Source organism: Pseudofrankia inefficax (assembly GCF_000166135.1).
GTDB lineage: Bacteria > Actinomycetota > Actinomycetes > Frankiales > Frankiaceae > Pseudofrankia > Pseudofrankia inefficax.
Genome location: NC_014666.1, coordinates 3,551,882 through 3,575,926 on the forward strand (window position 1 = coordinate 3,551,882; position 24,045 = coordinate 3,575,926).

The 24,045-nt window shown below is 75.3% G+C and carries 20 protein-coding genes; 17 read left to right on the forward strand and 3 right to left on the reverse strand.

From position 1 onward, the window contains the following. Positions 1-5: 5 nt before the first annotated feature. From FRAEUI1C_RS14635 to FRAEUI1C_RS14685, 11 genes are all read left to right on the forward strand, one after another. The gene (locus FRAEUI1C_RS14635; RefSeq protein WP_041260815.1) at positions 6-2,513 is read left to right on the forward strand and encodes a mannose-1-phosphate guanyltransferase; all 2,508 of its coding nucleotides are present in this window, start codon (positions 6-8) and stop codon (positions 2,511-2,513) included. A gap of 171 nt (positions 2,514-2,684) precedes the next feature. After that, entirely contained in the window at positions 2,685-3,608 is a 924-nt protein-coding gene (locus FRAEUI1C_RS14640) for a DUF881 domain-containing protein (protein ID WP_232425430.1), read from the forward strand. Positions 3,609-3,615: 7 nt separating this feature from the next. Continuing rightward, positions 3,616-4,119, forward strand: coding sequence for a small basic family protein (locus FRAEUI1C_RS14645; protein ID WP_013424085.1), 504 nt, complete (start codon positions 3,616-3,618; stop codon positions 4,117-4,119). 10 nt (positions 4,120-4,129) lie between these two features. Next, a complete protein-coding gene (locus FRAEUI1C_RS14650) occupies positions 4,130-4,915 on the forward strand; it encodes a DUF881 domain-containing protein (protein WP_013424086.1) in 786 nt (261 codons plus the stop codon). 122 nt (positions 4,916-5,037) lie between these two features. Then, on the forward strand, positions 5,038-5,433 hold the full coding sequence (gcvH, locus tag FRAEUI1C_RS14655; RefSeq protein WP_013424087.1) for a glycine cleavage system protein GcvH: 396 nt from the start codon (positions 5,038-5,040) through the stop codon (positions 5,431-5,433). 544 nt (positions 5,434-5,977) lie between these two features. Continuing rightward, entirely contained in the window at positions 5,978-6,529 is a 552-nt protein-coding gene (locus FRAEUI1C_RS14660; RefSeq protein ID WP_041260817.1) for an FHA domain-containing protein, read from the forward strand. Between the two features lie 16 nt (positions 6,530-6,545). Then, positions 6,546-7,397, forward strand: coding sequence for a transcriptional regulator FtsR (ftsR, locus tag FRAEUI1C_RS14665; protein WP_013424089.1), 852 nt, complete (start codon positions 6,546-6,548; stop codon positions 7,395-7,397). A gap of 439 nt (positions 7,398-7,836) precedes the next feature. After that, positions 7,837-8,322 carry a bifunctional nuclease family protein gene (locus tag FRAEUI1C_RS14670; RefSeq protein WP_013424090.1) on the forward strand — a complete coding sequence of 162 codons (486 nt, stop codon included), beginning with the start codon at positions 7,837-7,839 and terminating at the stop codon, positions 8,320-8,322. A gap of 598 nt (positions 8,323-8,920) precedes the next feature. Beyond that, positions 8,921-9,460, forward strand: a complete 540-nt coding sequence (locus FRAEUI1C_RS14675; protein ID WP_049807183.1) for a MerR family transcriptional regulator — start codon at positions 8,921-8,923, stop codon at positions 9,458-9,460. A 157-nt stretch (positions 9,461-9,617) separates the two neighbouring features. Continuing rightward, complete coding sequence (locus tag FRAEUI1C_RS14680) at positions 9,618-10,628, forward strand: daunorubicin resistance protein DrrA family ABC transporter ATP-binding protein (RefSeq protein ID WP_041259333.1); 1,011 nt, start codon at positions 9,618-9,620, stop codon at positions 10,626-10,628. Continuing rightward, a complete protein-coding gene (locus FRAEUI1C_RS14685; RefSeq protein WP_013424093.1) occupies positions 10,625-11,488 on the forward strand; it encodes an ABC transporter permease in 864 nt (287 codons plus the stop codon). The genes FRAEUI1C_RS14680 and FRAEUI1C_RS14685 overlap by 4 nt, the downstream gene beginning before the upstream one ends. A gap of 28 nt (positions 11,489-11,516) precedes the next feature. On the opposite strand, the gene FRAEUI1C_RS14690 is transcribed toward FRAEUI1C_RS14685, so the two are convergent. Then, positions 11,517-12,035: a phosphatase domain-containing protein gene (locus FRAEUI1C_RS14690; protein WP_013424094.1), complete on the reverse strand. Its 519-nt coding sequence runs from the start codon at positions 12,033-12,035 to the stop codon at positions 11,517-11,519. A 533-nt stretch (positions 12,036-12,568) separates the two neighbouring features. Here FRAEUI1C_RS14690 and FRAEUI1C_RS14695 point away from each other — a divergent pair. The 5 genes from FRAEUI1C_RS14695 (at position 12,569) to FRAEUI1C_RS14715 (ending at position 20,072) form a co-directional block, all read left to right on the forward strand. Further along, complete coding sequence (locus FRAEUI1C_RS14695) at positions 12,569-15,562, forward strand: FtsK/SpoIIIE domain-containing protein (protein WP_013424095.1); 2,994 nt, start codon at positions 12,569-12,571, stop codon at positions 15,560-15,562. Next, entirely contained in the window at positions 15,555-16,841 is a 1,287-nt protein-coding gene (locus FRAEUI1C_RS14700; RefSeq protein ID WP_013424096.1) for a hypothetical protein, read from the forward strand. Before FRAEUI1C_RS14695 ends, FRAEUI1C_RS14700 begins: the two co-directional genes overlap by 8 nt. A gap of 153 nt (positions 16,842-16,994) precedes the next feature. After that, positions 16,995-17,258, forward strand: coding sequence for a hypothetical protein (locus FRAEUI1C_RS14705; protein ID WP_013424097.1), 264 nt, complete (start codon positions 16,995-16,997; stop codon positions 17,256-17,258). Positions 17,259-17,981: 723 nt separating this feature from the next. Beyond that, complete coding sequence (locus FRAEUI1C_RS14710) at positions 17,982-19,577, forward strand: alpha,alpha-trehalose-phosphate synthase (UDP-forming) (RefSeq protein ID WP_438270021.1); 1,596 nt, start codon at positions 17,982-17,984, stop codon at positions 19,575-19,577. Positions 19,578-19,793: 216 nt separating this feature from the next. Beyond that, positions 19,794-20,072, forward strand: coding sequence for a hypothetical protein (locus tag FRAEUI1C_RS14715; protein ID WP_013424099.1), 279 nt, complete (start codon positions 19,794-19,796; stop codon positions 20,070-20,072). Positions 20,073-20,096: 24 nt separating this feature from the next. Here FRAEUI1C_RS14715 and FRAEUI1C_RS14720 read toward each other — a convergent pair whose 3' ends face one another. Then, positions 20,097-20,597 carry a SixA phosphatase family protein gene (locus FRAEUI1C_RS14720; protein ID WP_013424100.1) on the reverse strand — a complete coding sequence of 167 codons (501 nt, stop codon included), beginning with the start codon at positions 20,595-20,597 and terminating at the stop codon, positions 20,097-20,099. A gap of 486 nt (positions 20,598-21,083) precedes the next feature. After that, a complete protein-coding gene (locus FRAEUI1C_RS14725; protein ID WP_013424101.1) occupies positions 21,084-21,455 on the reverse strand; it encodes a WhiB family transcriptional regulator in 372 nt (123 codons plus the stop codon). 1,056 nt (positions 21,456-22,511) lie between these two features. Between FRAEUI1C_RS14725 and FRAEUI1C_RS14730 the strand changes: the two genes are divergently transcribed. Continuing rightward, positions 22,512-23,852, forward strand: a complete 1,341-nt coding sequence (locus tag FRAEUI1C_RS14730; RefSeq protein WP_013424102.1) for an acyltransferase family protein — start codon at positions 22,512-22,514, stop codon at positions 23,850-23,852. Positions 23,853-24,045 lie beyond the last annotated feature (193 nt).

Sequence of the window (24,045 nt, forward strand, 5' to 3'; positions counted from 1 at the left end):
TCGTCATGGCCGGCGGCGAGGGCACCCGGCTGCGGCCACTGACCGCGAACGCCCCCAAGCCGCTGCTCCCGGTCGTCAACCGGCCGATCATGGAGCACGTGCTGCGGCTGCTCAAGCGGCATGGCTTCGACGAGACCGTCGTGACGGTCCAGTTCCTCGCCGCCATGGTGCGCACCTACTTCGGCGACGGCGACGAGCTCGGCATGCACCTGTCCTACGCCACCGAGTCCACCCCGCTCGGCACGGCCGGCAGCGTGAAGAACGCCGAGGCGGCCCTGCGGGACGAGCAGTTCCTCGTCATCAGCGGCGACGCGCTGACCGACATCGACCTGACCGCCCTGGTCGCCGAGCACCGCAAGAACGGCGCGCTCGTCACGGTCGCGCTGAAGTCGGTGCCCGACCCGCTGGAGTTCGGGATCGTCATCGCCGGCGAGGACGGCCGGATCTCCCGTTTCCTGGAGAAGCCGACCTGGGGCCAGGTCTTCTCCGACACGGTCAACACCGGCATCTACGTCATGGAGCCGGAGGTGTTCGACCACGTCCCCGCCGGCGAGCCGGTCGACTGGTCCGCCGACGTCTTCCCCCGGCTCGTCGCGGCCGGCGCCCCCGTCTTCGGCCACGTCGTCTCGGGCTACTGGGAGGACGTCGGCACGATCGCGAGCTTCCAGCGGGTCCAGGCCGACGTGCTCAACCAGCAGGTCGACGTCGAGATCGGCGGCTTCGAGGTGTCGCCCGGGGTCTGGATCGGCCAGGACACCGACGTGCACCCGGACGCGATCCTCAAGGGCCCGCTCGTCGTCGGCGACTACTCCAAGGTCGAGGCCGGCGCGGAGCTGCGCGAGTTCACCGTCGTCGGCAGCAACGTCGTCATCAAGAAGGGCGCGTTCCTGCACCGGGCCCTCGTCGGCGACAACGCGCTGATCGGCCCGCGGACGAACCTGCGCGGCTGCGTGATCGGCAAGGGCACCGACGTGCGCCGCGCCGCCCGGGTGGAGGAGGGCGCCGTCGTCGCGGAGGCCTGCGTCGTGGAGGAGGAGGCGTTCATCTCCCACGACGTGCGGATCTACCCGTACAAGACGATCGAGGCCGGCGCGGTCGTCAACACGTCGGTGATCTGGGAGTCGCGTGGGCAGCGCTCGCTGTTCGGCCCGCGCGGCGTCTCCGGCCTGGTCAACGCCGAGATCACCCCGGAGCTGGCCGTCCGGCTCGCCGCGGCCTACGCGACCACCCTGCCGAAGGGCGCGACCGTCACCACCGCCCGTGACGGCACCCGTGCCGCCCGGGCCCTGAAACGCGCGGTGATCAGCGCGCTGACCACGAGCGCGATCGACGTCCGCGACCTGGAGGTCGCGGCGATGCCGGTGACCCGGTTCGATGTGCGCACGTCCGACGCCGCCGGCGGCATCATGATCCACAACACCGAGGGCGACCCCGAGCGGATCGACATCGTCATCCTGGACGCCGACGGCGACGACCTGTCGCCGGCCGCGCAGCGCAAGCTCGACCGGGTCTTCTCCCGCCAGGAGTTCCGCCGCGCGTTCCCCGGCGAGATCGGCGACCTGCGGCTGCCGGCCCGGACCGCCGACCGCTACACCCAGGACCTGCTCGACCGGATCGACATGTCCGGCGTCGCCGAGGCGGCGCTCAAGGTCGTCATCGACCCGTCCGGCGGCGCGGCGTCGCTGGTGCTGCCGACGCTGCTCGGCCGTCTCGGCGTCGACGTCCTCACCGTCAACGGCCGCCTCGACGACACCGCGATCACCCACACCGAGGCCCAGCGCGTCGAGGCCGTCCGCCGCCTCGGGGACCTGGTCGCCAGCTCCCGGGCCGCGTTCGGCGTCCGGTTCGACCAGGTGGGCGAGCGGATCACCATCGTCGACGAGCGGGGCGACCTGATCGACGACGACCGGGCCCTGCTGGTGTTCCTGGACCTGGTCGCCGCGGAGAACCGGGGCGCGACCGTCGCCGTTCCGGTCACCACGACGCTCGTCGCCGAGCAGATCACCCGGTTCCACGGGCTGTCCGTCCGGCGCACCTCACTGTCCGCCGCCGACCTGCCGCGGGTGGCCCGCGACCCGCTGGTGGTGTTCGCCGCGGACGGCCGGGGCGGCTTCGTGGTGCCCGAGTTCGGCGCGGCCATCGACGGGTTCGCCGCGTTCGTCCGGCTGCTGGCCCTGGTCGCGCGGACCCGGCTCACGCTGTCCGCGATCGACGCCCGGATTCCGCCGGTGGCGGTGGTCCGCCGCTCGGTGCCGACCCCTTGGGCGGCGAAGGGGACGGTGATGCGCCGCATCGTCGAGTCCGTCGACGTCGCGGCCGGGCACGTCATCGACACCACCGACGGCGTCCGGGTCGTGCGGCCGGACGGCGCCTGGGCGCTGGTGCTGCCCGACCCGGCCGAGGCCGTCACCCACCTGTGGGCCGAGGCGGGCAGCCGGGACGAGGCGTGCGCGCTGCTGGCCGACTGGGCCGCGATCGTCGAGGCCGACCACCGGGACACCCCCGCGCGCTGAGGCGCCGGCCGCGATCGGCGGTGCGTGGGCCGGGCGTCGGGCTCCGGTGGCTTTCGCGGCGGTTCGACACCGTCGCGACACGTCGTCGCGGGTGGCCGGGCGCGCCTCTGTGTACGGGCGCGGCAGTCGGTGAGAATGCCCGATGTGCCTTCGCCCGGATCCGCCCCGCGCGTGTCCGGACGGCTTCCAGGACCGCTGGCCGCGGTCGCCGCGCAGGCCCTCGACCCCGCCTACCCGCGGGCCCGGGTGGCCGGGCCCCGATCGGGCGGGCAGCGGCCTGGACCCGCGGGCGGGCGGCCGCCGGGAGCCGCGGGCCGGCGGGGCCGGACGGGCGTGACGGGCGCGGGCCCGCTCGGTCGCCGGGCGCCTGAGCGTTCCCCGGCGCGGCTCGCGGCCGTCGCGGTCGCGGTCGGGCTGCTGCTGGCCGTCGCCGGCGTCACCCAGCGGGCCGGCGCCCCCGGCCGGGCCCGGCTCGACGCGGCGCTGGCCGCCGAGCGGGACCGTGGCGAGGCGGCGGTCGCGGTGAAGACCGCCGAGGCCCGGGGGCTGCGGTCCACCGTGGCGGCCGCCCGCTCGGCCCTCGCCCGCGACACCGCCACCCAGCGGGCCACCGCCGACGCGCTCGGTGTCCTGGAGCCCGCCGCCGGCGCGACCGTGGCCACCGGCCCGGGGCTTCGCGTCCAGATCGCCGACGCGGCCGGCGGAGACGCGGACGCCGGCCCGCGGGGGAGCGGGCAGCGCGGCGCCGGCGGGGTCACCGACCAGGACCTCGCCGCCATCGTCAACGCGCTGTGGGCCGCGCACGCGACGGCGATCGCCATCGACGGCGTCCGGCTGTCGGGCACCAGCCCGATCAGGACCGCCGGCGGCGCGATCCTCGTCGACTTCCAGCCCGTGGTGTCGCCGTACCGCCTGGACGCGATCGGTGTCCCGGCCGCCCTGCTCGCGGCCTTCTTCGGCTCCGGCCCGGGCCGCCTGCTCGCCGACGGCGACCTGGCGGGCGCACGACTGGTCGCCGCCACCACGGCGCGGGTCGTCACCGTGCCCGCCGCGCCGGTGACGACGCCCCGACTCGCGAGGAGGCTCGGCCAGTGATCGCGCCATGACCCGCCCCGACGACGCCGCCGGCCCGACCCCCGGCGGTCCCGTTCCGGCGGGTCCGGCCGCCGGCCCCACCAGCCCGCCGCCCGACCCGCCGCGGCCCGGGTCGGCGGCAGCCGTGCCGGGTGGGCCGGGGCTCACGTGGTGGCGCCGGGCCGGCGCGTCGTCCTGGCTGGTACCGGTGCTCGCGCTCGTCGCCGGCCTCGTCGCCGGCCTCCTGGTGAGGCCGACGGCGCCCGGCTGGCTCGCCCCCTACCTCCCCGTCGCCGTCGTCGCCGCGCTGGACGCGCTCGCCGGCGGGCTGCGCGCCGCGCTGGAACGGGTCTTCGACGACCTGGTGTTCGTGGTGTCGTTCCTGACGAACGCGGGCGTCGCGGTGGCGTTGGTGGCCGTGGGCGAGCAGCTCGGCGTCGGCGGCGCGCTGACGACCGGGGTCGTCGTCGTGTTCGGCATCAGGATCTTCACCAACGCGACGGCCCTGCGCCGCCACCTGTTCGGGGTCTGAGGAGCACGGCGTGGACCGCACCGACCCGGCCGGGCCGACCGACGCCCCGGATGAGCGCGGGCTGCCGGCCGGCGTCGAGATCCCGGGGCCCCGGGCCGCGGCGGGCGGTGCCGCGCGAGCCAGGGCGCGGCCGGCGGCGCGGGCGGCGGTCGCCGTGCTGCTGGCCGCCAGCGGCTTCGCGATCCCGGTGGCGATCTCCGCGGCGGGCCGCACGGCGCCCGCCGGGACCACGACGGCCGGCCTGGTCGACCAGCTCGCCACCGCCGGCGCCGAGGACCGGCGGCTGTCCGGCCAGCTCGACCAGCTACAGGGCGAACGTGCCACCCTGGCCGCCGCCGCGCCCGACCCGTCGGTGCTCGCCACGGCCACGGCCCGCGCGAGCACCCTCGCCGTGCTCGCCGGTACCGTGCCGGTCGTCGGGCCCGGCATCACGATGACCGTCACCGATCCGCGGGGCAACGTCGGCGCGGACGTCTTCGTCGACGCGCTCCAGGAGCTGCGGGACGCGGGCGCCGAGGCGATCGAGCTGGCCGGCGTGCGGCTGGTCGCCGAGAGCTACGTCGTGGACAGGCCCGGTGGCGGTCTGCTCGTCGACGGCGTCGCCGCGCGGGCGCCCTATCAGCTGGCGGTGGTGGGCGACCCGCACACGTTGGCGGAGGCGATGCGCTTCCCCGGCGGCGTGCTCGATACGGTGGCAGCCCGAGACGGCGCCGAGGCGCGGGTCACCGAGACCGACCGGGTCGAGATCCGCGCGGTGCGCGGGACGCCGAGCCCGGCCAGCCGGCCGGCTGGCTGATCCGGTGGCCGTGGCGGGGCGCCGGCCCGCCCGTCGTGGGCGGAACGGTGAGAAGGCGGTGGCCCGAGTGGGCCGGGCCGCGGGACAGGCTGGAGGCGGTTGCGCGTATGGGAGGGGACACGATGGCCGGTGACGCGGTGTACCCGGAGGACCTGAAGTACTCGCGTGAGCACGAATGGGTCCGGCTGACGGGGGAGACGCTGCGGGTCGGCATCACCTCGTACGCGCAGGAGGCGCTCGGCGACATCGTGTACGTGTCGCTGCCGGAGGTCGGCGCCCAGGTCCGTGCCGGTGAGCCGTTCGGCGAGGTCGAGTCGACCAAGAGCGTCTCGGACGTGTACGCGCCGGCCTCGGGCGAGGTCGTCGCCCGCAACGAGGCGCTCGACGGCTCGCCCGAGCTGGTCAACTCGGACCCGTACGGCGAGGGCTGGCTGATCGAGGTCACGGTGGCGGACAAGTCCGCCCTCGACGAGCTGCTGGACGCCGCCGGCTACCAGGCGCACGTCCAGAGCACCTGAGCGATCCAGCCCAGCCGGGCGGCCGGGACCAACCCAGGGCCGCCCGGCGACGGCCTGGCCCGGCGGGTCGGCGCCAGGCCAGGCCCGAATGTCGGATACGCGACATTCGGGCCCGCGGTTCGTCGACAGCGGCTGAGCCGGGGCCGGGTCCGCCCACCCGGCGTGGCTCGGCGTGCCGGTGGATGATCACGCTGCGTGATCACCCCTGGCGGCCAGGGTCGCGCCGAGGCCGCCGGGGAGGGGAAGATCTCGGCGCCACGCCGAGATCTGATGTCGCACCCTTTTCACGAGCCTGCCCCTGATGCACTAGCCTCGGTGTGCATCAGTAGGCGGTGCGGCGCTCTCCGGTGACCTGGCTGTGCAGTGCGAACACTGCCGGCGGTGGGTCCGGTACGGCGGCCGCGCTCAACAACCTGTGTGGGGGGTGGGCGGCATGGCGCGGCGACCCCCTCGGATTGGGAAGACGACGTTCTCGCCACCTGGCCGGTGGCACGAGCGGCCGGTGGCCCGCGCCCGCGGGCGCCGGCAGGAGGCGGACGCGACCGTGTTCTGCACGAAGTGCGGACAGCACAACCCACCCGACGCGCTGTACTGCGCGCGGTGCGGGTCCCCTCTGGTACGCCCCGGCGAGCCGGTCGCGCCCGAGCGGCCCCTGGAACCACAGACGTCGACCCTGAACCTGGCGACCGCGGCGTTGCACCGCCTCGACCCGGACCAGGCCGAGGAAGCCGGCGAGCGCGAGGCGGTCGCGGCCGTCGACGCGCTGCCGCCCGGCTCGGCGCTGCTCGTCGTCAAGCGCGGCCCGAACGCGGGCAGCAGGTTCCTGCTCGACGCGGACCTGACCACCGCCGGCCGGCATCCGGAGAGCGACATCTTCCTGGACGACGTGACCGTCTCCCGCCGGCACGCCGAGTTCCTGCGCTCGCCCTACACCAAGGGCTTCACGGTGCGCGACGTCGGCAGCCTGAACGGCACCTACCTGAACCGGGAGCGCATCGACGCGGCCGATCTCTCCAGCGGAGACGAGGTGCAGATCGGCAAGTTCCGGCTGGTGTTCCTGACGGGGTCCCCCTACCCGGGGGGAGGTCCGTTGTGAGGCGAGGGGGCCAGCGGTGAGTTCCCGGCTGTCCGCCGCCGCGGCGGTCGCGGCGCCGCCTCTCGGGTCCGCCGGCGGTCCGTCGAGGGCGGTCCGGTCCGGTCGGGTTGGCGCGCGCCCGGTTCCGGACGCCGAGGCGGACGCCCGGATGGCCGCCAAGGTCCTGAACATCGGCGAGGTGCTCGACCGGCTGCGGGTGGACTATGCGGACATCACGCTGTCCAAGATCCGCTACCTGGAGGCCGAAGGCCTCGTCGAGCCGGCCAGGACCAGCGCGAACTACCGCAAGTACTCGGCCGGTGACGTGGCCCGGCTGGCCTACGTCCTGCACGCCCAGCGGGAGCGCTACCTGCCGCTGCGGGTGATCAAGGACGAGCTGGCGGCGATGGACCGGGGCGAGGCCCCGCCGGCGGCTCCGACCGGCCCGCGCGCGGTGCCCTCCACGCCGCCGGCCACCGGCCTGGACGTGCTGCTCGGGGCCGAGCGGGTCCGGCTGTCGCGCCGGGAGCTGCTGGCCGCCAGCGGCCTGGACGAGGAGGCGCTCGCCGAGCTCGAGCGCCACGGCCTGTTGCGGGCCGTCTCCGGCGGCGGCTACTACGACGCCGACGCGCTCGTCGTCGCGCGGACCGTCGGCCTGCTGGCGGCGCACGGCGTCCAGGCGCGGCATCTGCGCGCCGCCCGCGCCGCCGCCGACCGGGAGGCGGGCCTGATCGAGGCCGCGGTCGCCCCGCTGCGCGCCCCGCGCAGCGCCGGCGCGACCGCCGGTGACGACGACCTGCCGCGCGACTCCGTCGACGAGCTCGCGCTGCTGCTGGTCCGGCTGCACGCGGCGCTCCTGCGAGCCCGGCTGGGCTCGGGGCCGCGCTGACGGCTGGCGCCGGCGCCCACCGAGCCCGGCATGGCCGCCGCGCGCCGGCCGGCAGAACGGGCGGGCCGGCCCCGCGTGGGCCGCGCTGTCCGTGGTGTGCTTGGCTGGCCGAACTGGCGGGCGCGCTGACGGGTGGGTCGCGGCGGAGATACTGTCTCCAGAGTGGGGTTTTGGTCCCACGCACCGGGGGTCCGGGGGCCGTCCTCCGGATCGGGGAAGCAGTCGGGGGGCCGGGGGCCCGTCCCCCAGATCCAAACCAGCCGGGGCCGTTGCCCGGATGGGAACCAACCGGGTCCCTGGGCGTCTCCTCGACCGGCGGTACCGGAGCTTCGGACCGCCTCCGGAGCAGGCGAGGGGCCCGGCGCTGGGGTAGCCGTCCGGGTTGATGCGGGTGTCGGCGGGGGTGGCTCCCCGGGCACCCGCGCGAGGAGGTAGATCGGTGCATCGGCTGGACATCGTCGGAGTGCGAGTCGAGCTTCCCTCGAAGCAGCCGATCGTCCTGCTCAAGGAGGTCGGCGGCGAGCGGTACCTGCCCATCTGGATCGGCGCCGTGGAGGCCACGGCGATCGCGTTCGCCCAAGAGGGCATCACCACCGCGCGCCCGATGACGCATGACCTCATGCGGGACGTGCTGCGCGCCCTGCAGACCGAGCTCGCCCAGGTCACGATCACCGACCTGCAGGACGGCGTGTTCTTCGCCACGCTCCGGTTCGCCAACGGCGTCGAGGTCTCGGCCCGCCCCTCGGACGCGATCGCGCTCGCGATGCGGATGGGGGCGCCGGTCTACGGCGTCGAGGCCGTGCTCGCCGAGGCCGGGATCACCGTGCCCGAGGAGCAGGAACAGGAGCAGGAGAGCGAGCTCGAGAAGTTCCGCGAGTTCCTCGACACGATCTCGCCCGAGGATTTCAACACCCCGGGTTCGTGACCGCCGGGCCCGCGGCCTCGGGCGCCGCGGGGCCGTCGCCCGCCGCGCCGCGTCCGTGGTCCGCGCCGTCGGCTGGCGGTGGGACCGGTTGGCATTGTGCCGTTCTGCGCGAGATGGCTGGCGTACGCTGAAATTCGCTGGACAGTTGGATTGCTCTGTACGTTGTGGGCGGATTGCGGTTCTTTGGGTGCGCTTGATGGGCGATTTGGGCTCGACCGGCCGGTAGAAGCGTTCTGTCGGCTGGACGGGAGACACGCCGAACTGGATCGTTGAAGCCACGGCGCGGCGCTCCTAGGTTCGGGAGGTCCGCATCGGGCCCGGGCCATGGTGTCTGGGTTGGGGGGCCGGCCGTCGGCCGGAGTGGTCGCGCCGTGCGGGGGAGGCCCGGCCAGCAGGGGCGGCGCGCCCGCGTGGACGCGCCGCGAAGGCCAAGGTCCGCCTGCGAGCTGGCGGCGACGGGAGGTCCGACGGTGCGGCTGGTCCCGCCTTCGGCGCGGCGAGGCTCGTCCTCGCCGCGAGGCCCGCACCCGTCCCCGCTCGGCTCGGACAGGCGCGGCGGAGAGTCGGGGGCGGCGTGGCGACCGGGAACGGGACGGCGATGATCGAGCAGGGTGAGCTCTTCCCCGACGAGCTGCCCGGGCCACCCGGTGACGACGTGGGCTATCGCGGCCCGACGGCGTGCGCCGCCGCGGGCATCACCTACCGGCAGCTGGACTACTGGGCCCGCACCGGGCTGGTCGTGCCGAGCGTGCGCGGCGCCACCGGGTCCGGCAGCCAGCGGCTCTACTCGTTCCGCGACATCCTGGTCCTGAGGGTCGTGCGCAAGCTGCTGGAGGCTGGCGTCTCCCTGCAGAACATCCGCTCCGCCGCCGACCACGTCCGGTCGCGCGGCGTCGACGACCTCGCCGAGCTGACGCTGATCAGCGACGGGTCGACGGTCTACGAGTGCACGTCGGACGACCAGGTGATCGACCTGGTCCGCGGCGGTCAGGGGGTGTTCGCGATCGCGGTCGGCCGGGCGGTGCAGGACATGCGCGGCCAGCTGGCGTCGCTGCCCTCCGAGCGGCTCGGCCAGCCACCCGCGACCCATCCCGGCGACGAGCTCGCCGGCCGCCGCGCGCGCCGCGACTCCGCCTGAGCGCGGCCCGCCTCACCCAGGTCACCCGCCGGCTAAGTGCCGGCTAACCGCCGGCCTCGGAGGGTCGTGCGTGACCCGAGATGTCGCACCCGCCCGTTACGATGCGCGCGTGAACGATAGCCACTCGCCCGCCGCCGTTCAGGACCCTGCGGTCCTCATGGACGGGGTGCGGAAGAGCTACGGGTCCAACCAGGCCCTGGCTGGACTCGACCTGACGGTCGCCGCCGGCACCGTCCACGGCCTGCTGGGCCCCAACGGCGCGGGCAAGACCACGGCGGTGCGGATCCTGACGACGCTGCTGCGGCCCGACGAGGGCCGGGCGCAGGTGCTCGGCCTGGACGTCGTCCGGTCGGCCACCGCCCTGCGCGGCCGGATCGGCCTGGCCGGCCAGTACGCCGCCGTCGACGAGCGGCTGACCGGGCTGGAGAACCTGGAGATGTTCGGCCGGCTGTACCGGCTGCCGTCCCGGCGTGCCCGGGCCCGCGCCGCCGAGCTGCTCGAACGGTTCGACCTCGCCGACGCCGCCCGGCGCACCGCCGGCACGTACTCGGGCGGGATGCGCCGCCGGCTCGACCTCGCGGCGAGCCTCATCATCGCCCCGCCGATGCTCTTCCTCGACGAGCCGACCACCGGCCTCGACCCGCGCAGCCGGATCGGGATGTGGGAGGTGATCGCCGGCCTGGTCCGCGACGGCACCACCGTCCTGCTGACGACCCAGTACCTGGAGGAGGCCGACCAGCTGGCCGACCAGATCTCGGTCATCGACGGCGGCCGGGTGATCGCCGAGGGCACCGCCGACGAGCTGAAGGCCCGGATCGGCGGGCACCGGCTCGACATCGAGGTCGAGCGCGGCGGGGACCTCGCCGCCGCGGCGGCCGTGCTCGGCGCCGTCGGCTCGGGCGAAGTCGCCGTCGACGACCACGGCCACCGGCTGTCCGTCCCGGTGCCCGGCGCCGGGGTGCTCGCCGAGGTGGTCCGCGGCCTGGACGCGGCCGGCGTGACGCTCGTCGACGTCGCCGTGCACCGGCCCTCGCTGGACGACGTGTTCCTCACGCTGACCGGCAGCCCAGCGGGCGGCGACCCGCCGGCCGGCGGCACGGCGCCGCCCGGCACCGTGCCGCCCGCGCAGAGCGGCGGCCCCGACTCCCGGGATCTGGTGACCACATGACGACGACCGAAGCGGTCTCGCCCGAGGTGGCCGGCGCACAGGCCGGGGCCCGCTCGGCGGTGGACCTGACCCCGGCGAACCGGTCCTCGCTCGCCTGGGCCGTCGCCGACGCCTGGCTGCTCGCCAAGCGCACCCTGATCCACACCTGGCGGGTGCCGGACGTCCTGGTCTTCTCGTCGGTGCAGCCGGTGCTGTTCGTGCTGCTGTTCACCTACGTGTTCGGCGGCGCGATCGACGTCGGCCCCGGCCGGCACTACGTCGACTACCTGATGCCGGGCGTCTTCGCGCAGACCGTCGTGTTCGGCGCGATGCTGACCGGCATCGGGCTCGCGACCGACAAGCAGAACGGCCTGCTCGACCGGTTCCGCTCGCTGCCGATGTCACGCTCGGCGCTGCTGGCGGGCCGCACCCTGTCGGACCTCGTGCGCAACACGTTCATCCTGCTGCTGATGCTCGCGGTCGGGCTCGCCGTCGGCTTCCGGTTCCACCACACGACGGCCGCGGCGGTCGTCGGCGGGTTCGCGGTGCTGCTGCTGTTCTCCTACGCGTTCTCGTGGATCTCGGCGACGATCGGGATGGCGGTCAGCAACCCGGAGGCGGCCCAGTCGGGCGGGATCATCTGGGTGTTCCCGCTGGTGTTCGCCAGCTCCGGGTTCGCGCCGGTCAGCACCATGCCGGGCTGGCTGCGGGCGTTCGCCAACCACCAGCCGGTGTCGGTGACGATCGACGCCTCGCGGGCGCTGTTCCAGGGCGGCCCGGTCGCGGGCGACCTGATCGCGTCGGTCGCCTGGAGCGTCGGGATCATCGCCGTCTTCGGCCCGCTGGCCGTCCGCACCTACCGCCGCAGCACCAGCAAGTAGCGGCGGGCGTCGGCCTCAGGACGGGCACTCAGGTGCGGCCCTCGACCTCCTGGGCGTTGCGCAGCGTGTTCTCGTAGGGCAGCCAGTCGGCGTGCAGGACCGGCCAGCCGTCGTCCTGCAGCAGAGTGACCACGGCGGGGTCGTCGTCGACGACGACGGCCACCCGCCGGGTACGAGCGAGCCGGCGCAACTCGGCGCGCTTGAAGACGCGGGCCGAGCGCCGGTCCTCGTCGGGCCGCATCCGCAGCGTTCCCACCGGCAGGCCCTGGGCCACCAGCCACTGTTCGGTGTCGGCCCTGGACCGCTCGGGCCGGCCGGTCAGCCACACCACGTCGTGCTCGGCGGCGAGCCCCAGCACCAGGTCGACGCCCTGGGGCAGCGGTGGGTCCGCCGTCGCCGCCGCGAAGAACGCGTCCCAGTCGCCGGGCCGCTGGCGCAGGAACCCGAGCCGGTGCCGGACGTCCGCGACCACACCGTCCACGTCGATCACCGCGACCGGTCGCGGCATCACCCCCGTGGCGTCGACCATCTGGCCCGCCTCGTCCACGCTCACCCTCCTCCGCCCCGCGCGACGCCGGCCATCCGCCGCCCACTTCATTCCATACTGGCCGGTTGCGGCCTGTGCCCTCGGCCCCGGGTGGCCGCCGCGACCGTGGCCTCGGTCTCGGCGGGGCCGCGACCGGGGCCGCGGGCCACGGCGTACGTCGGGACACACCGGTACCCGGCCGGCCAGACGGTCACCGCCCGGCGCAGTCCGGTACGGTCTCGACACGGCGCCAACCCCTCGGGCGGCGCCCGGCCACGGGTGGCACGAAGGTCCGGCGGACGGAACGTGACGCGCCGGATGCCCGGCACGCGGGGGCTGGGCCTGGGGCGCGTACGGCGCCCAGGGCAACCTCCCCGGGTCCGGCGCCGTCCCGACTTGGGGGATAGACACCCCCAGTCGGGGAAAGCCCCCTGAAGGTCTACCTTTTCTGGCTAGCGTGGAGTGTTGGCGCTGGTGCCGCCCGGGGGCCGGCGGTCGACGCGCCGGGCGCCGACGCCGACGCGCCATCGGAGTGGGGAGCGGGGAGGTTCGCGGTGTCGGGCAGCCGGCGGGCACGCGCGCTCGCGACGGCGGTCCAGTCGTCCCTCGCCGGGGCGCTCGCGGTCGCGGACCGGCTGGACGCGCAGGCCGAGCGACTCGCCGGGCCGCCCGGCCCGGGCGCCGGCGGGCACGATGGCGTCGCCACCAGCCTGGCACCGGCCTTCGACGAGGCCACCGAGCTTGTCTACGGCCAGGCCCCGGGCCTGGCCAGCGCCGGTTGGGGCGCTCCCGCCTGGTCGGCCGTCACGGCGCCGGCTGGCGTCAGCGCCGGTGCGGCCGCCCGCGAGCGTTTCCGGCCAGGTCTGTGGCGGGTCGGCCGGGTGCTCGTCCCCGGCAGCGGACGCGCGGTGCCGCTGGCGCTGCCCCTGCTCGACGGCGGGAACCTGCGGGTCAGCGCCCCGCGCGAACGGCGCGCCGAGGCCGTCGACCTCGTCCGCGGCCTGCTGACCAGGGTGCTGGCGGCCGTGCCGCCCGGCCGGGTCGAGCTGACGGTCTACGACCCGTTCGAGCTGGGCGCCGGCCTCGCCGGGTTCGCGCCGCTGCGGGCCGCCGGTGTGATCGGCCCGACGCTGACGGCCAGGACCGCGCTCGAGACGGCGGTGACCGAGCTGTCCGGCCACGTCGGGCGGATCACCGTCGACCGGCTCGGCGGCTCGTTCGCGAACCTGCGCGAGCGGGAGGACGCGGGCCTGCCGCGCTCCGAGCCGTGGCGGCTGCTGGTGCTGCTGGCCTGGCCGTCGCTGCCCGACGAGTCGGCCCGGGCGCTGCTCGGCCTCGCCGCGCAGGGCCCGAGCTGCGGGGTGCACGTCCTCGCGGTGACGGAGCCGGAGAGCCCCGACGCGGCGCCGACAGGCCGGGCCCCCAGCGGCCCGCTGCCCAACGAGGTGGCGCTGAGCGCCGCCGGACCGGACGGCGTGAGCTGGCGGTGCTCGCTCGCCCCCAGCATGGACGCCGTGCTCGACGGGCCGCCGCCGGCCGACCTGGTCGCCGGGGTCGCGGCCACCGTCGCGGCGGTCGCCTCGGCCGCCGCCGCGCAGGCCCCCGGTCTCGGCGCACTGCTGCCCGACGGGCTGTGGGAGCAGGACTCCGCCGCCGGCCTCTCGGTCCCGGTCGGCTTCGGCCCGGACGGCCCCTGCCTGCTCGGCTTCGACGACGACACCGTCCACGCCCTCGTCGGCGGGCAGGCGGGCGCGGGCAAGTCCACCCTGCTGCTCACGATGATCTACGGCCTCGCCGCCCGCTACGGCCCGGACCAGCTGCGCCTGCACCTGCTCGACTTCAAGGAGGGCCTGGAGTTCGCCCAGTTCGGCCCGAGCGAGCGGGACGGCTTCTTCCTGCCGCACGCCGAGACCGTCGGGATGGACAGCGACCGCGAGTTCGGCGTCGCGGTGCTGCGCCACGTCCGCGCCGAGATGTCCAGGCGGGCCGTGGCGATGCGCGCCGCGGGAGCCCGCGACCTGCGCGGCCTGCGGGCCGCCGTCGGCGCGGGGCCGGCGGGCTCCGGGGACGGCCCGCGCGAGGGGGCCCGCTCCGGCCGGGGCGCCTGGCCGCGCATCCTGGTCGTCGTCGACGAGTTCCAGGTGATGCTCACGCCGCTGGACCCGGTGGCCCGGGAGGCGGTCGGGCACCTGGAGGCGATCGCCCGCCAGGGCCGGGCCTACGGCATCCACCTGCTGCTGGCCAGCCAGACGCTCTCGGGCATCGACGCGCTCGACGCGACCGCCGGCAAGCGCGGCTCGATCTTCGGGCAGTTCGCGCTGCGGGTCGCGCTGCGCACGTCGATCAGCGAGTCACGGGTGCTGCTGTCCACGAACAACGAGGCGGCGGGCGCGCTGTCGGGGGTCGGCCAGGCGGTGGTGAACCGCCGCAACGGCCACCCGGCCGGCAACGAGCTGATCCGGGTCGCCCGCCCCGACCCGGAGACGCTGGCGACGCTGCGCCCGAGGCTGGCGAAGGCGCTGGCCGCGACCGTCGACGAGCCCAGCCCCCCACGGGTCTTCGTCGGGCACGCGCCGGCCCTGCTGGACACCAACCCGGCGTTCACCGAGCTGCGCCCGGCCGGCGCCGACCCGGTGGCGTTCGTGGGCGCCCCGCTGGATCTGGCACCGCCCGCGGTCGGCGTGACGCTGTCCGCGCAGCCCGGCCGCAACCTCGCGGTGCTCGGCCCGCTGCGCCGGGAGGCGGTCGGCGTGCTGCAGGCCGCCGTGCGCAGCGTCGCCGCGCAGTGCCCGCCCGGCGGCCTGCGGGTCGACCTCGTCGCGGCCGGGCCGGCCGAGCGCGGCGCGGTCGACGACCTCGCGGCCGCCCTGCGCGCCGCGGGCACCGCCGTCACCGTCAGCGGCCTGACCGGCCTCGCCGGCGTCGTCACCGAGACCGCGGCCGAGGTCGGCCGGCGCGAGGAGGACGGCGGCCACGGCGGCGCGCCCGGGACTGCCTTCCCGTTGCGGCTGCTGGTGCTGTTCGCCGCCGACGCGGGCCGGGCCGCGCTGGAGGCGCCGAGCGGCTCCGGCCGGCGTACCGGGCTGGACGACCTGCGGCAGGCGACCCGGCGCGGCCCGGCGGTCCGGGTGCACGTCCTGGGCTGGTGGCGCAGCCCGTCGCGGCTGCTCGACGACCTCGGGCCGGGGCACCGCGACGACTTCGCCGCCTGGGTGGCGGCCGGCGTGCCCGGCACCGAGCTGTTCGCCCTCGCCGGCCATCGCACCGTCGCCGCCGGGACCACGACGAACCGGGCCGTGCTCTTCGACCGGCACGCCCACGGCGAGCCCCGCACCGTCGTGCCCTTCGCGCCGCTGGACGTCGCCAGGGACGGCGGCCCGCTGTCCGGTGCGCACCGACCGGCGAGCCAGGGCGGGACGCCAGGCGCCGGCTGGGACGAGCCGGCGTGGGGCGGCCCGGCTCGGCGAGCCGTGACCGGGTGGCCAGCGACAGGGCAGCCGGGCGCCGCCGGCCCGCCCGAGCCAGGACGGAGAGGGACCAGTGGCTGACCAGGACCGGATCGCGCCATGGTTCCCGGACATCCCGGCGGCGCCGGGGCCTTCGGTGCGCGCGCCGCGGCCGCCCGCCGCCCGCCCGGGCGGCGAGCCGTCGCGCCCGGCGCCACCCGTCGGCCCCGGTCCCGGCCGGACCAGCGGCGACGACCTCGCCGACCGGCCCGGATCGTTCGGCTACTCCGATCCCGGCGGCCTCACCGGCCCCGGCGGCCGTGACGATCCGGCGGCCGGCCCGGCCCACGACCTTCCCGCCCAGCTGGGGGAGTGGGGCGAGCCCGCCCGGCCGGAGTACCTGCCGGCGGTGCCCGTCGCGCCCATCCCACTGCCGGGACCGGGCGGCGGGCCCGCGACGGGCGCACGCGGCGACGCCGGGCCGATGGACCCGCGCCTGGCGGCCCGGCGGTACGCGGAGCTGCTGGGCGATGCCGACCGTGCCCGCGGGGAGCGGGACGCGCTGGCGCGGGCCGGCCACGAGGACGCGCTCGTGCAGGCCGAGCGGTACCGGGACGCGGCCGCCGACGTGCGCGACCGGGTGGGTGACGTGTGGCGGCAGGTCGCCGAGACGCTGGCCCAGTTCGGGGTGACCGAACTTCACCAGGTCCGTGACCACGCCCCGACGCCGGAGGCGCTTCCCGGCATCGGCTTCGACGATGAGCCGGCACCGGACGCCCGGCGGCGCCGGCCGGCGCTGGGCCGGGACGGCCGGCGCGGCCAGGCCAGCCCGCCGCGGCGGCGCGGTGGCGGCGCCGAGGCGGCGGACCCGGTCGCGCTCGGCGGCGCCGGAGTCGCGGTGGCCGAGCGGGACGGGGCGGTGAGCCTGTCGGCCGAGCTGGAGCGGGCCCGGCAGCTGTGCCTGCGCGCGCTGGCCTCGTCGGCCGAGCTGCGCGGGGTGCGTGGTGCGTCCTCGTCGTTGTCGGTCGGTCTGGTGACGGCGGGCGGCTGCCTGCTGGTCGCCGTGGTCGTCGCGGTCGGCCGGGTGTTCTTCGCCGCGACCGGGCTGCCCTGCGTGCTCGGGGCGCTGGTCGTCGGTGGCGCGCTCGTCAGCGTCGGCACGGAGGGCGGCGGGGCGAAGGCCGCCGTGCGCTCCGCGTTGCTGGCCGCGGGGACCGCCGGCGCGGTGGTGCTCGCGACGCTGCGGCTCGCGCCGATCGAGCCCCTGGGGATCATCTCGTCGCTGCTGGCGCTGGCCGCGGCGATCCGGTTCGGCCTCGGCTTCGGCGCCCCGAAACCGGAGAAACCTCCCGCGCGGGGGCCCGCCGGCCGGCGTCGCTAGCCGTCGGCGCGCCATCGGCCGGCGTGAGCCGGGCCGGTGCGTCAGGGGCCGGCGCGAGGCAGGCCCGGCGGCCAGGCAGGCCGGCCGGGGACAGTCGGGGGTTCGGACCGGGCGGGCGGCGACGCACCGGGCGGTGGAAGGGAACGGGCACGGGTGTCAGGCTCGATCGCTGAGGTCAAGGCACAGCTGGACGAGGCGTTCCGGCGCGCCGAGGAGGTCGCCGGCCAGCTGGAGGGGGCGTTGACTCTGCTGGAGGAGGCCCAGGCGATGGTGATCGCCGCGACCGACGGCAGCGAGCACCATGCCGTCGAGCTCCTCACCAGCGCGCTGGTCGACACCCGCGACACCCTGGCGACCTCGCTGGCGTCGCTCGGCTCCGCCGTCCAGGAGGTTCGCGACTACCGCGACAGCCTTTGACGGCTCCCGGGGGATACGCGACCGCCCCCGCGCTGGCTTCGGCGACCGCTGCGCGGACGCCGTCGGGCCGGCCGACGGGGTGTTGCGTGCGCCACAGGTAACCAGCCGTTAACGCTGGCGGTGGGGATAGCAGCGTGAAGGGTTGGGTAACAACCGGCTAGCGGCGCCGCAACACGGTGCGCGACGGCGCGACCCCGACTAGAGTCCGAATTGTTACCCGTGCAAATGATCGCGTGTCTGGTCGGTCTGATCGGTCTGATCGCTTGTCGCACGGACCCCGCCCCGGGCCGAGCCGGTCGGGGCGGCCCGCTCGGCGGTGCCCGAACGCCCGCGCCGCCCCGACCGGCCCCGCCCGCCGGGAAGGAGCCTCGAACAGGCAGCTGACAGACTGAGGCCCACAGCCCTGGTCGGCACTGCCGGGGCGGGGCGCACAGGAGTCCACTTCTGGGGCCAGTTCTCTGCCGGGAGCCCGCCCGCCTGCCGGAAGATCACGGACGGACCCGTGCGTGGACTGCGGCGACGGCTGGCGACCGGTCGGTGGCTGGCCTCTTTCGGCATATGCGCAGCCGTGAACCCCGGGCAGGCCGTCGTCGCGACGAGGGGCCCGCGGGCTGCGCCGAGGAACCGCCGGTGCCCTGTTGGCCGTGGAAAACGAACCGTTGAGTGAGCCACCCCCTTCGTCCCCGGGGAACGCCCGTAGCGGCGGCTCCTGGGCGACCGGGAATGCTCCTTGAAAACCACCAGGAGGGCCGTCCCCACGTGGCGCACACCGATGTGCTCGACCTGCCGCTGGTGCTGTTGTCCAACCGAGGCCCGGTCAGCTTCGGCCGGGACAGCGCTGGCCGGACCGTGAACCGTGGCGCGGGCGGACTGGTCTCCGCGCTGTCCGGCCTGGCTGAACATCTCGACGACGCCGTCTGGGTCTGCGGCGCGGCGACCGAGGAGGACGCCGTCGTGGCCCGTGAGGCCGCCGGCAAGGCGCTGCATGTGCAGACCCTGCCGGTCCCGCACCTCGTCGACTCCGCGTTCGGCGACGCCAGCGCCGACGGAGGCTCGAACAAGCCAGCCGACGGGCCGTCGATCAAGATTCGGATCGTCGAGACCGACCCGTTCGCCTACGCCGACTTCTACTCCGTCTGGTCGAACCCGATTCTTTGGTTCATCCAGCACGGGCTGTACGGCCGGGCCTATTCGCCCGACTTCACCCAGGCCGAGCACGAGGCCTTCGAGAACGGCTACGCCGCCGTCAACCGGGCGTACGCCGACGCGGTGGCCGACGAGGTCCGGGCCCGCGGCGGGAAAGCGCTTGTCCTGCTGCAGGACTATCACTTCTACCTGGTCGCCGAGCACGTCCGCCAGCAGTGCCCGGACGTCGTGCTCACCCATTTCGTCCACATCCCGTGGCCCGGGCCGGACGAGTGGCGGGTGCTGCCGGCCGACATCCGGGAGCGGCTGCTCACCGGGCTGCTCGGGTCGGACGTGGTCGGGTTCCACACCCGCCGCTACGCCCGCAACTTCGTCCTGTGCGCCAGCGAGCTGCTCGGCCTGCCGATCGACCTGGACGCGATGACGATCAACGTCGGCGACCGGGTGGTCCGGGCCCGGTACTACCCGATCTCGGTCGACCCGGCGGCGCTGGACGCGACGCTGGCCAGCGAGGACGTGGCCGCCCACGTCTCGATGCTGCGCTACATCTTCCTCGGCGACGACCGGCAGCTGATGCTGCGGGTCGACCGGACCGACCCGAGCAAGAACGTCGTGCGGGGGTTCCAGGCGTTCCGCACCCTGCTGGAGCAGCACCCCGAGCTCGTCGGCAAGGTGAGCTTCCTGGCGCTGCTGCAGCCGAGCCGGACCGACGTCCCCGAGTACGCCGACTACATCGCCCTGATCGGCGGGGTGGTCGCGGAGATCAACGCCCGGTTCACCAAGGACGGCCGCCAGCCGATCGACCTGCGGATGGTCGAGGACTTCGCGCTGGCGATCGCGGCCTACTCGATCTGCGACGTGCTCGTCGTCAACGCGATCGCGGACGGGATGAACCTGGTCGCCAAGGAGGTCGCGGTCGTCAACGGCCGCGGCGGGGTGCTCGCGCTGTCCGAGACGGCGGGGGCGCACGAGGAGCTCGGCGAGCACGCCGTGACCCTGCACCCGTTCGACCTCCAGCAGATGGCCGACGCGTTCTACAGCGCGCTGACCATGCCGCTGGAGGAGCGGCACCGCCGGCTCGCGGCCGCCGCGGAACAGGTCCGCACCCACGACGTCGCCCGGTGGCTCAGCGACCAGCTGGCCGACCTGCGCCGGATCGCCGGCTTCGCCTGAGCCAGCCGCGGGAGGCGCCCAGCCACTGGGCGCCTCCCGCGTCGGCTCGGCCCTGGGCGGTGCCAGCGGGGGGCGGCCGTCGTGGTGCGAACCGGGCCGGGGTGGGGAAGCATGGCGTCGACGGCCCGGCCGGCGGACGGCCGGGCCCCGACGCGGCGCCGGCGGGCTGGGCGTGGTCCCAGCCGTCACGCGGGCGAGGACCGGGAGTGTGGCACGGTGGTGCGCACGGAGCGGGACAGGCGGACGACGCGGGACGCGCGGCCCGACACGGGGCCGGCCCTGCCTGGCGCGGGCCTCGCGCCCAGGCCCGCGGGTGGCCACCGGCGGGCGAACGGGGGCTCCTGGGCCGCCGTCATACTGATCATCGTGGGCTTCGTGCTCGGCTGCTTCGCGCTGCCGACCGGCTCCGTCGTGCTGTGGATCCTCACCGGTGCGGCGCTCGTCGTCGGCGGGGCCGTCGGCCTGGTTTCCCGGATCATGGAACAGGCCTACTGACCCGGTCCCCGGCGGGACGCCCCGTCAGGAGGCGTGCCGTAGGCCGCGCGGGGTGACGAAGGAGCCGAACCGGGTGCTGGCCGGCCCGAGTTCGGCCCAGCGCCGGGTGCCCAGCTCCAGGACGGCGAGGGCCGCGGTCGGGAAGGTCGGGATCCGCGCCCGGTCGGCCTGGGCCAGCAGCCCGACGGCGAGCGCGTGGATGCCCGGGTTGTGCCCGACCAGCAGGAGGTTCGGCACGCCGTCGTCGACCTCGCGCAGCCGGCCGAGCAGCTCGTCCGGGCCCGCGAGGTAGAGCCGGTCCTCGGTGAGCACCGGCACGTCGGGCGGCAGCGCGGCGGCGATCCGCTGGACGGTCTGGCGGGTCCGCAGCGCGGAGGAGCACAGGATCAGGTCGGGTGCCAGCCGCTCGGCGGCGAAGTGCTCGGCGACCAGCACGCAGGCGTCCCGGCCGTCGCGCGACAGCGGCCGCCGAGCGTCCGGTGTCTGCGCGTCGGCCCAGTCGGACTTGGCGTGCCGCAGCAGCATCAGGCGCCGGCCGCCGCTCACCGGCCGGAGTCCAGCGAGCGGGGATCGCCGCCTGGGCCACCGAACACGGTCTCCTCCTGGGCGCAGTGGTGCTGTGGGCGCGGTGTGCGCTGGGCGCCGTGATGCTGGGCGCGGTGGCGGGCGTACGACGGCAGCGGTGGCGGACGGCCCAGACAAGGCTATTCCGAACCTTGACCACGGGGAAGGCCCGGCATCCACGCGGGTGCGCGTGGATACCGGGCCTGAATCCGCCAGGTGTCGGGCGTCGTGAGCGCCGCCCGGTCCGCGGGTCGCGCGGCCGGACCGGCACCGGCCTCCCGGGGCGCCGCCTCCGGGGGTCGGGGGTGCCGTCCGGCCGAACGGCCGGCGGGTGGTACGGGAACCGCGAGGATCAGTGACCAGGTGGTGCTGATGATCGGTCGTTCTCGGCGCCTGCTGGGTCGGGCACCCGGTGGTACGGGTAGTGATCGGCGCCCGGTCGGCCGGTCAGCCGGCGGCGACGGCGGCCGCCGGCAGGAGCCGGTCGGCGAGCAGGAGGGCGTCCTCGGCCGAGATCCGGCCGCGGGGGATGAGATTCGCCCGCTGGTCTGAGGTGAGGCCACCCCAGACACCGTGCTCCTCCTGACGGAAGATCGCGGTGGCCAGGCATGGCCGGCGTACGGCGCAGGTCGAACAGATCTTGCGGGCCCGGGTCTCGGCCGCGGCGCGTGCCTTGGTGTTGCGGCCGTCCGGTGGGAAGAACGCGTCCGGGTCGCCGTCGCGGCAGGCCGCGTCCTGACGCCAGTACGCGGGCCAGCCTGGGCCGAATGGCTGCGGCTCCAGGTCACGACCAGGAAGAACGGGGACGCCCGCGCTCATCGAACCGCCTCCGTCCGGGTGGTGCGAGACAAGGTGATCATGTTACTGGTGAGTAGAACGGTGGGCTGACTGGGCATACCGTCTCCTGCGAGTGATGCGGACAGGCGGGCGGAGGACCGCGGCCACGGCGCCACTGTGGGCACGCCGACCGTCGGTCCGACCTGGTTGAGCCGAGTAGCCCCCGGGTGATCCGTGCGGAGACGGCGCATTTGCCCGGTGAGCCACCGGTGCACCGCTGCGTGGAAACGAACCCGTCTCGTCTCGTTAACGGAGGAACGTAGACGTCTCTCGACCGGATGACAAGGGTTCCGGAACGCGGACGTCCGAATACCTCCGGGCGGCATGTCGTGTGCGCCTGGTTGGGTGGCCGCTACCGAAAGTCACCGACGACCGGTGCCCGGGTCGGCCGGTCGGGAGCCGCTCGCCGTGTGTCCCGGGTCACTTCGATGGGTCGACACCCGGCCGGAAAACCCATGCCATACAGGCCTTTTGGCGGTCGCCCTTACGGGTCCGTCAGAGTCTCGGCGGGCCTTGGCGCGGCTTCGCGGGTCCGGGTGGGGGGTCCGCGCGGGTCGCCGGCGCGGCGGGCGGGCGGCCGATTCGGAGCCGCATCGACCCAGGTGAGCAGTCCTTTCTGGCCCACTCTGTCGCCGAAATGTGCGTAGTACCACAACCGGTCGCAGGGTCTTGAAAGCACCGTGGTGGCACGTTAAGCGCAGCGCCACCGGATGGTCCCCGGGGGACAGTGCGCGACGTCCGCCCGGCGGCCTGCGGCCTCTGGGCACGTCTGGCGCGGCCCGCCCGCCGTGGGGCCGCCTGAGGCGACCTCGGCGGGCGCGGGCGCCTCCCTCTTGCCGCTCGGCTGCCGGGCGCACCGTTCCGTACCAGGCACGAACGGCGTCCGTAGTGTGCTCGGTCGGCCGGTCTAGGGCGAAATCATGGTAAAAGCGTCTTTAGTCATTCCTCAGGAATGTGCGGAACCCGGGCTGGCGCGGCATGGACGGCGCGTAGCAGTGGCGCGCGAACGCGAGGAGTCCGAGTCGGCGTGGAGGGCGAATGACGGCGGTCGACCTGCCGGCCGCGAGGGTCCGGCGCGCGGCGGCGCCCGTGCGGTACCACTACCTGGACGCGCTGCGGGCCGCGCTGATGTTCATGGGCGTCTTCGTCCACGCGGCGCTCGGCGACGACCGGGTCTTCCGGCTGATCGCGCACCTGTCCGGGCTGTTCCGGATGAACGGCTTCTTCCTGGTCTCCGGGTTCTTCTCCAGCATGCTGGTGCTGCGCTACGGCGCTGGCCTGATGGTGCGGCGGCGGCTGCTGTCGATCGGGGTGCCGCTCGTCGCCGTGCTGGTGCTGCTCAACCCGATCGCCCGCTGGCTGATGTACAACCAGTACAACCCGCACGTCGGCCTGGTCGACTACCTGCTCGGGCACCGGGTGGCCCACCCGGACGGCCCGATGACCTGGCATCTGCAGCTGTGGTTCCTCGTCTCGCTGCTGGTCTACACGCTGTGCTCGCCCGTGGTGTTCTCCGCGCTGACCCGGCTGTTCGGGACCCGCGGGTTCGGTCGGGTGGCCGGGAGCCGGCCGAGGACGATGACGGCGCTGATCGCCTTCGTCCTGCTGGCGACCCTGGTACTGCAGGGCGGCTACCTGCTGGCGCTGCGCCCGGTGACCGAGTCGACGCCCGCCGACTACGTGGTGGACGCGACGCTGCGGTACCTGCCCTTCTTCATCGTCGGCATGGCCCTGTTCCTGGACGGCCAGCGGCTGCTGCCGGCGTTCAGCCGGCCGGCGCCGGTGCTGCTGGTGGCCGCCGGCTGCCTACTGGTCGTCGCGGAACGCGGGCTGGTCGCGCCACTGGGGACCGAGCTGGGGGACGACCTGGTCCGGTCGGTGTTCGCGCTCGCCGTCGTGGCGAACCTCCTCGCGGTCTTCCAGCGGATCGTGACCCAGGAGCGGCCGATCCTGCGCTATGGCGCGGACGCCGCCTACAGCGTCTACCTGTTCCACTATGTGACGATCTACGCGCTCGCGGCGCTGCTCGGGATCGGCGTCGACGCGCACTGGCCGAAGCTGCTGCTGATCACCATGTTGACCTTCGTGATCACGCTGTCGGTGCACCACTTCCTGATCCGGCGGTTTCACGTGCTGGCCGTGATCTTCAACGGGAAGTTCAACATCGGCAAGCCCGGCCCGGCCCGGGCGGCCGACGGACGGCCGGCGTTCGCCGCCGGCCCGGCTCCAGCGGGACCCGGTCCAGGCCCGCGGCCGGCGGACCGCGACCACCGGACCGAGGCGCGGCCCGAGGCGCGTGAAGTCCCACACGCCGGCAGCCCGCGCGGTGGCCGGCACCGGGCCCCCAAGGGGCCGGACCGTCGCCTGGCCGGTCGCTGAACCAGGTCGTTCCCGGGCTCGGCCGGTCGGCCGGATGATCGGCGTCCGCGTGGGCAGGCCGGCGCCGAGGCCGAGTGATCTCCGACACCGTCGGCTTGTCGGCGGCCGTCCGGCGCGGCGAGGCGCGTCAGTGCCGGGCGCGCGGCCTCGCCGGCCCTCATTCGGTAGCTGTACGTATCTGCACGGATGCTCG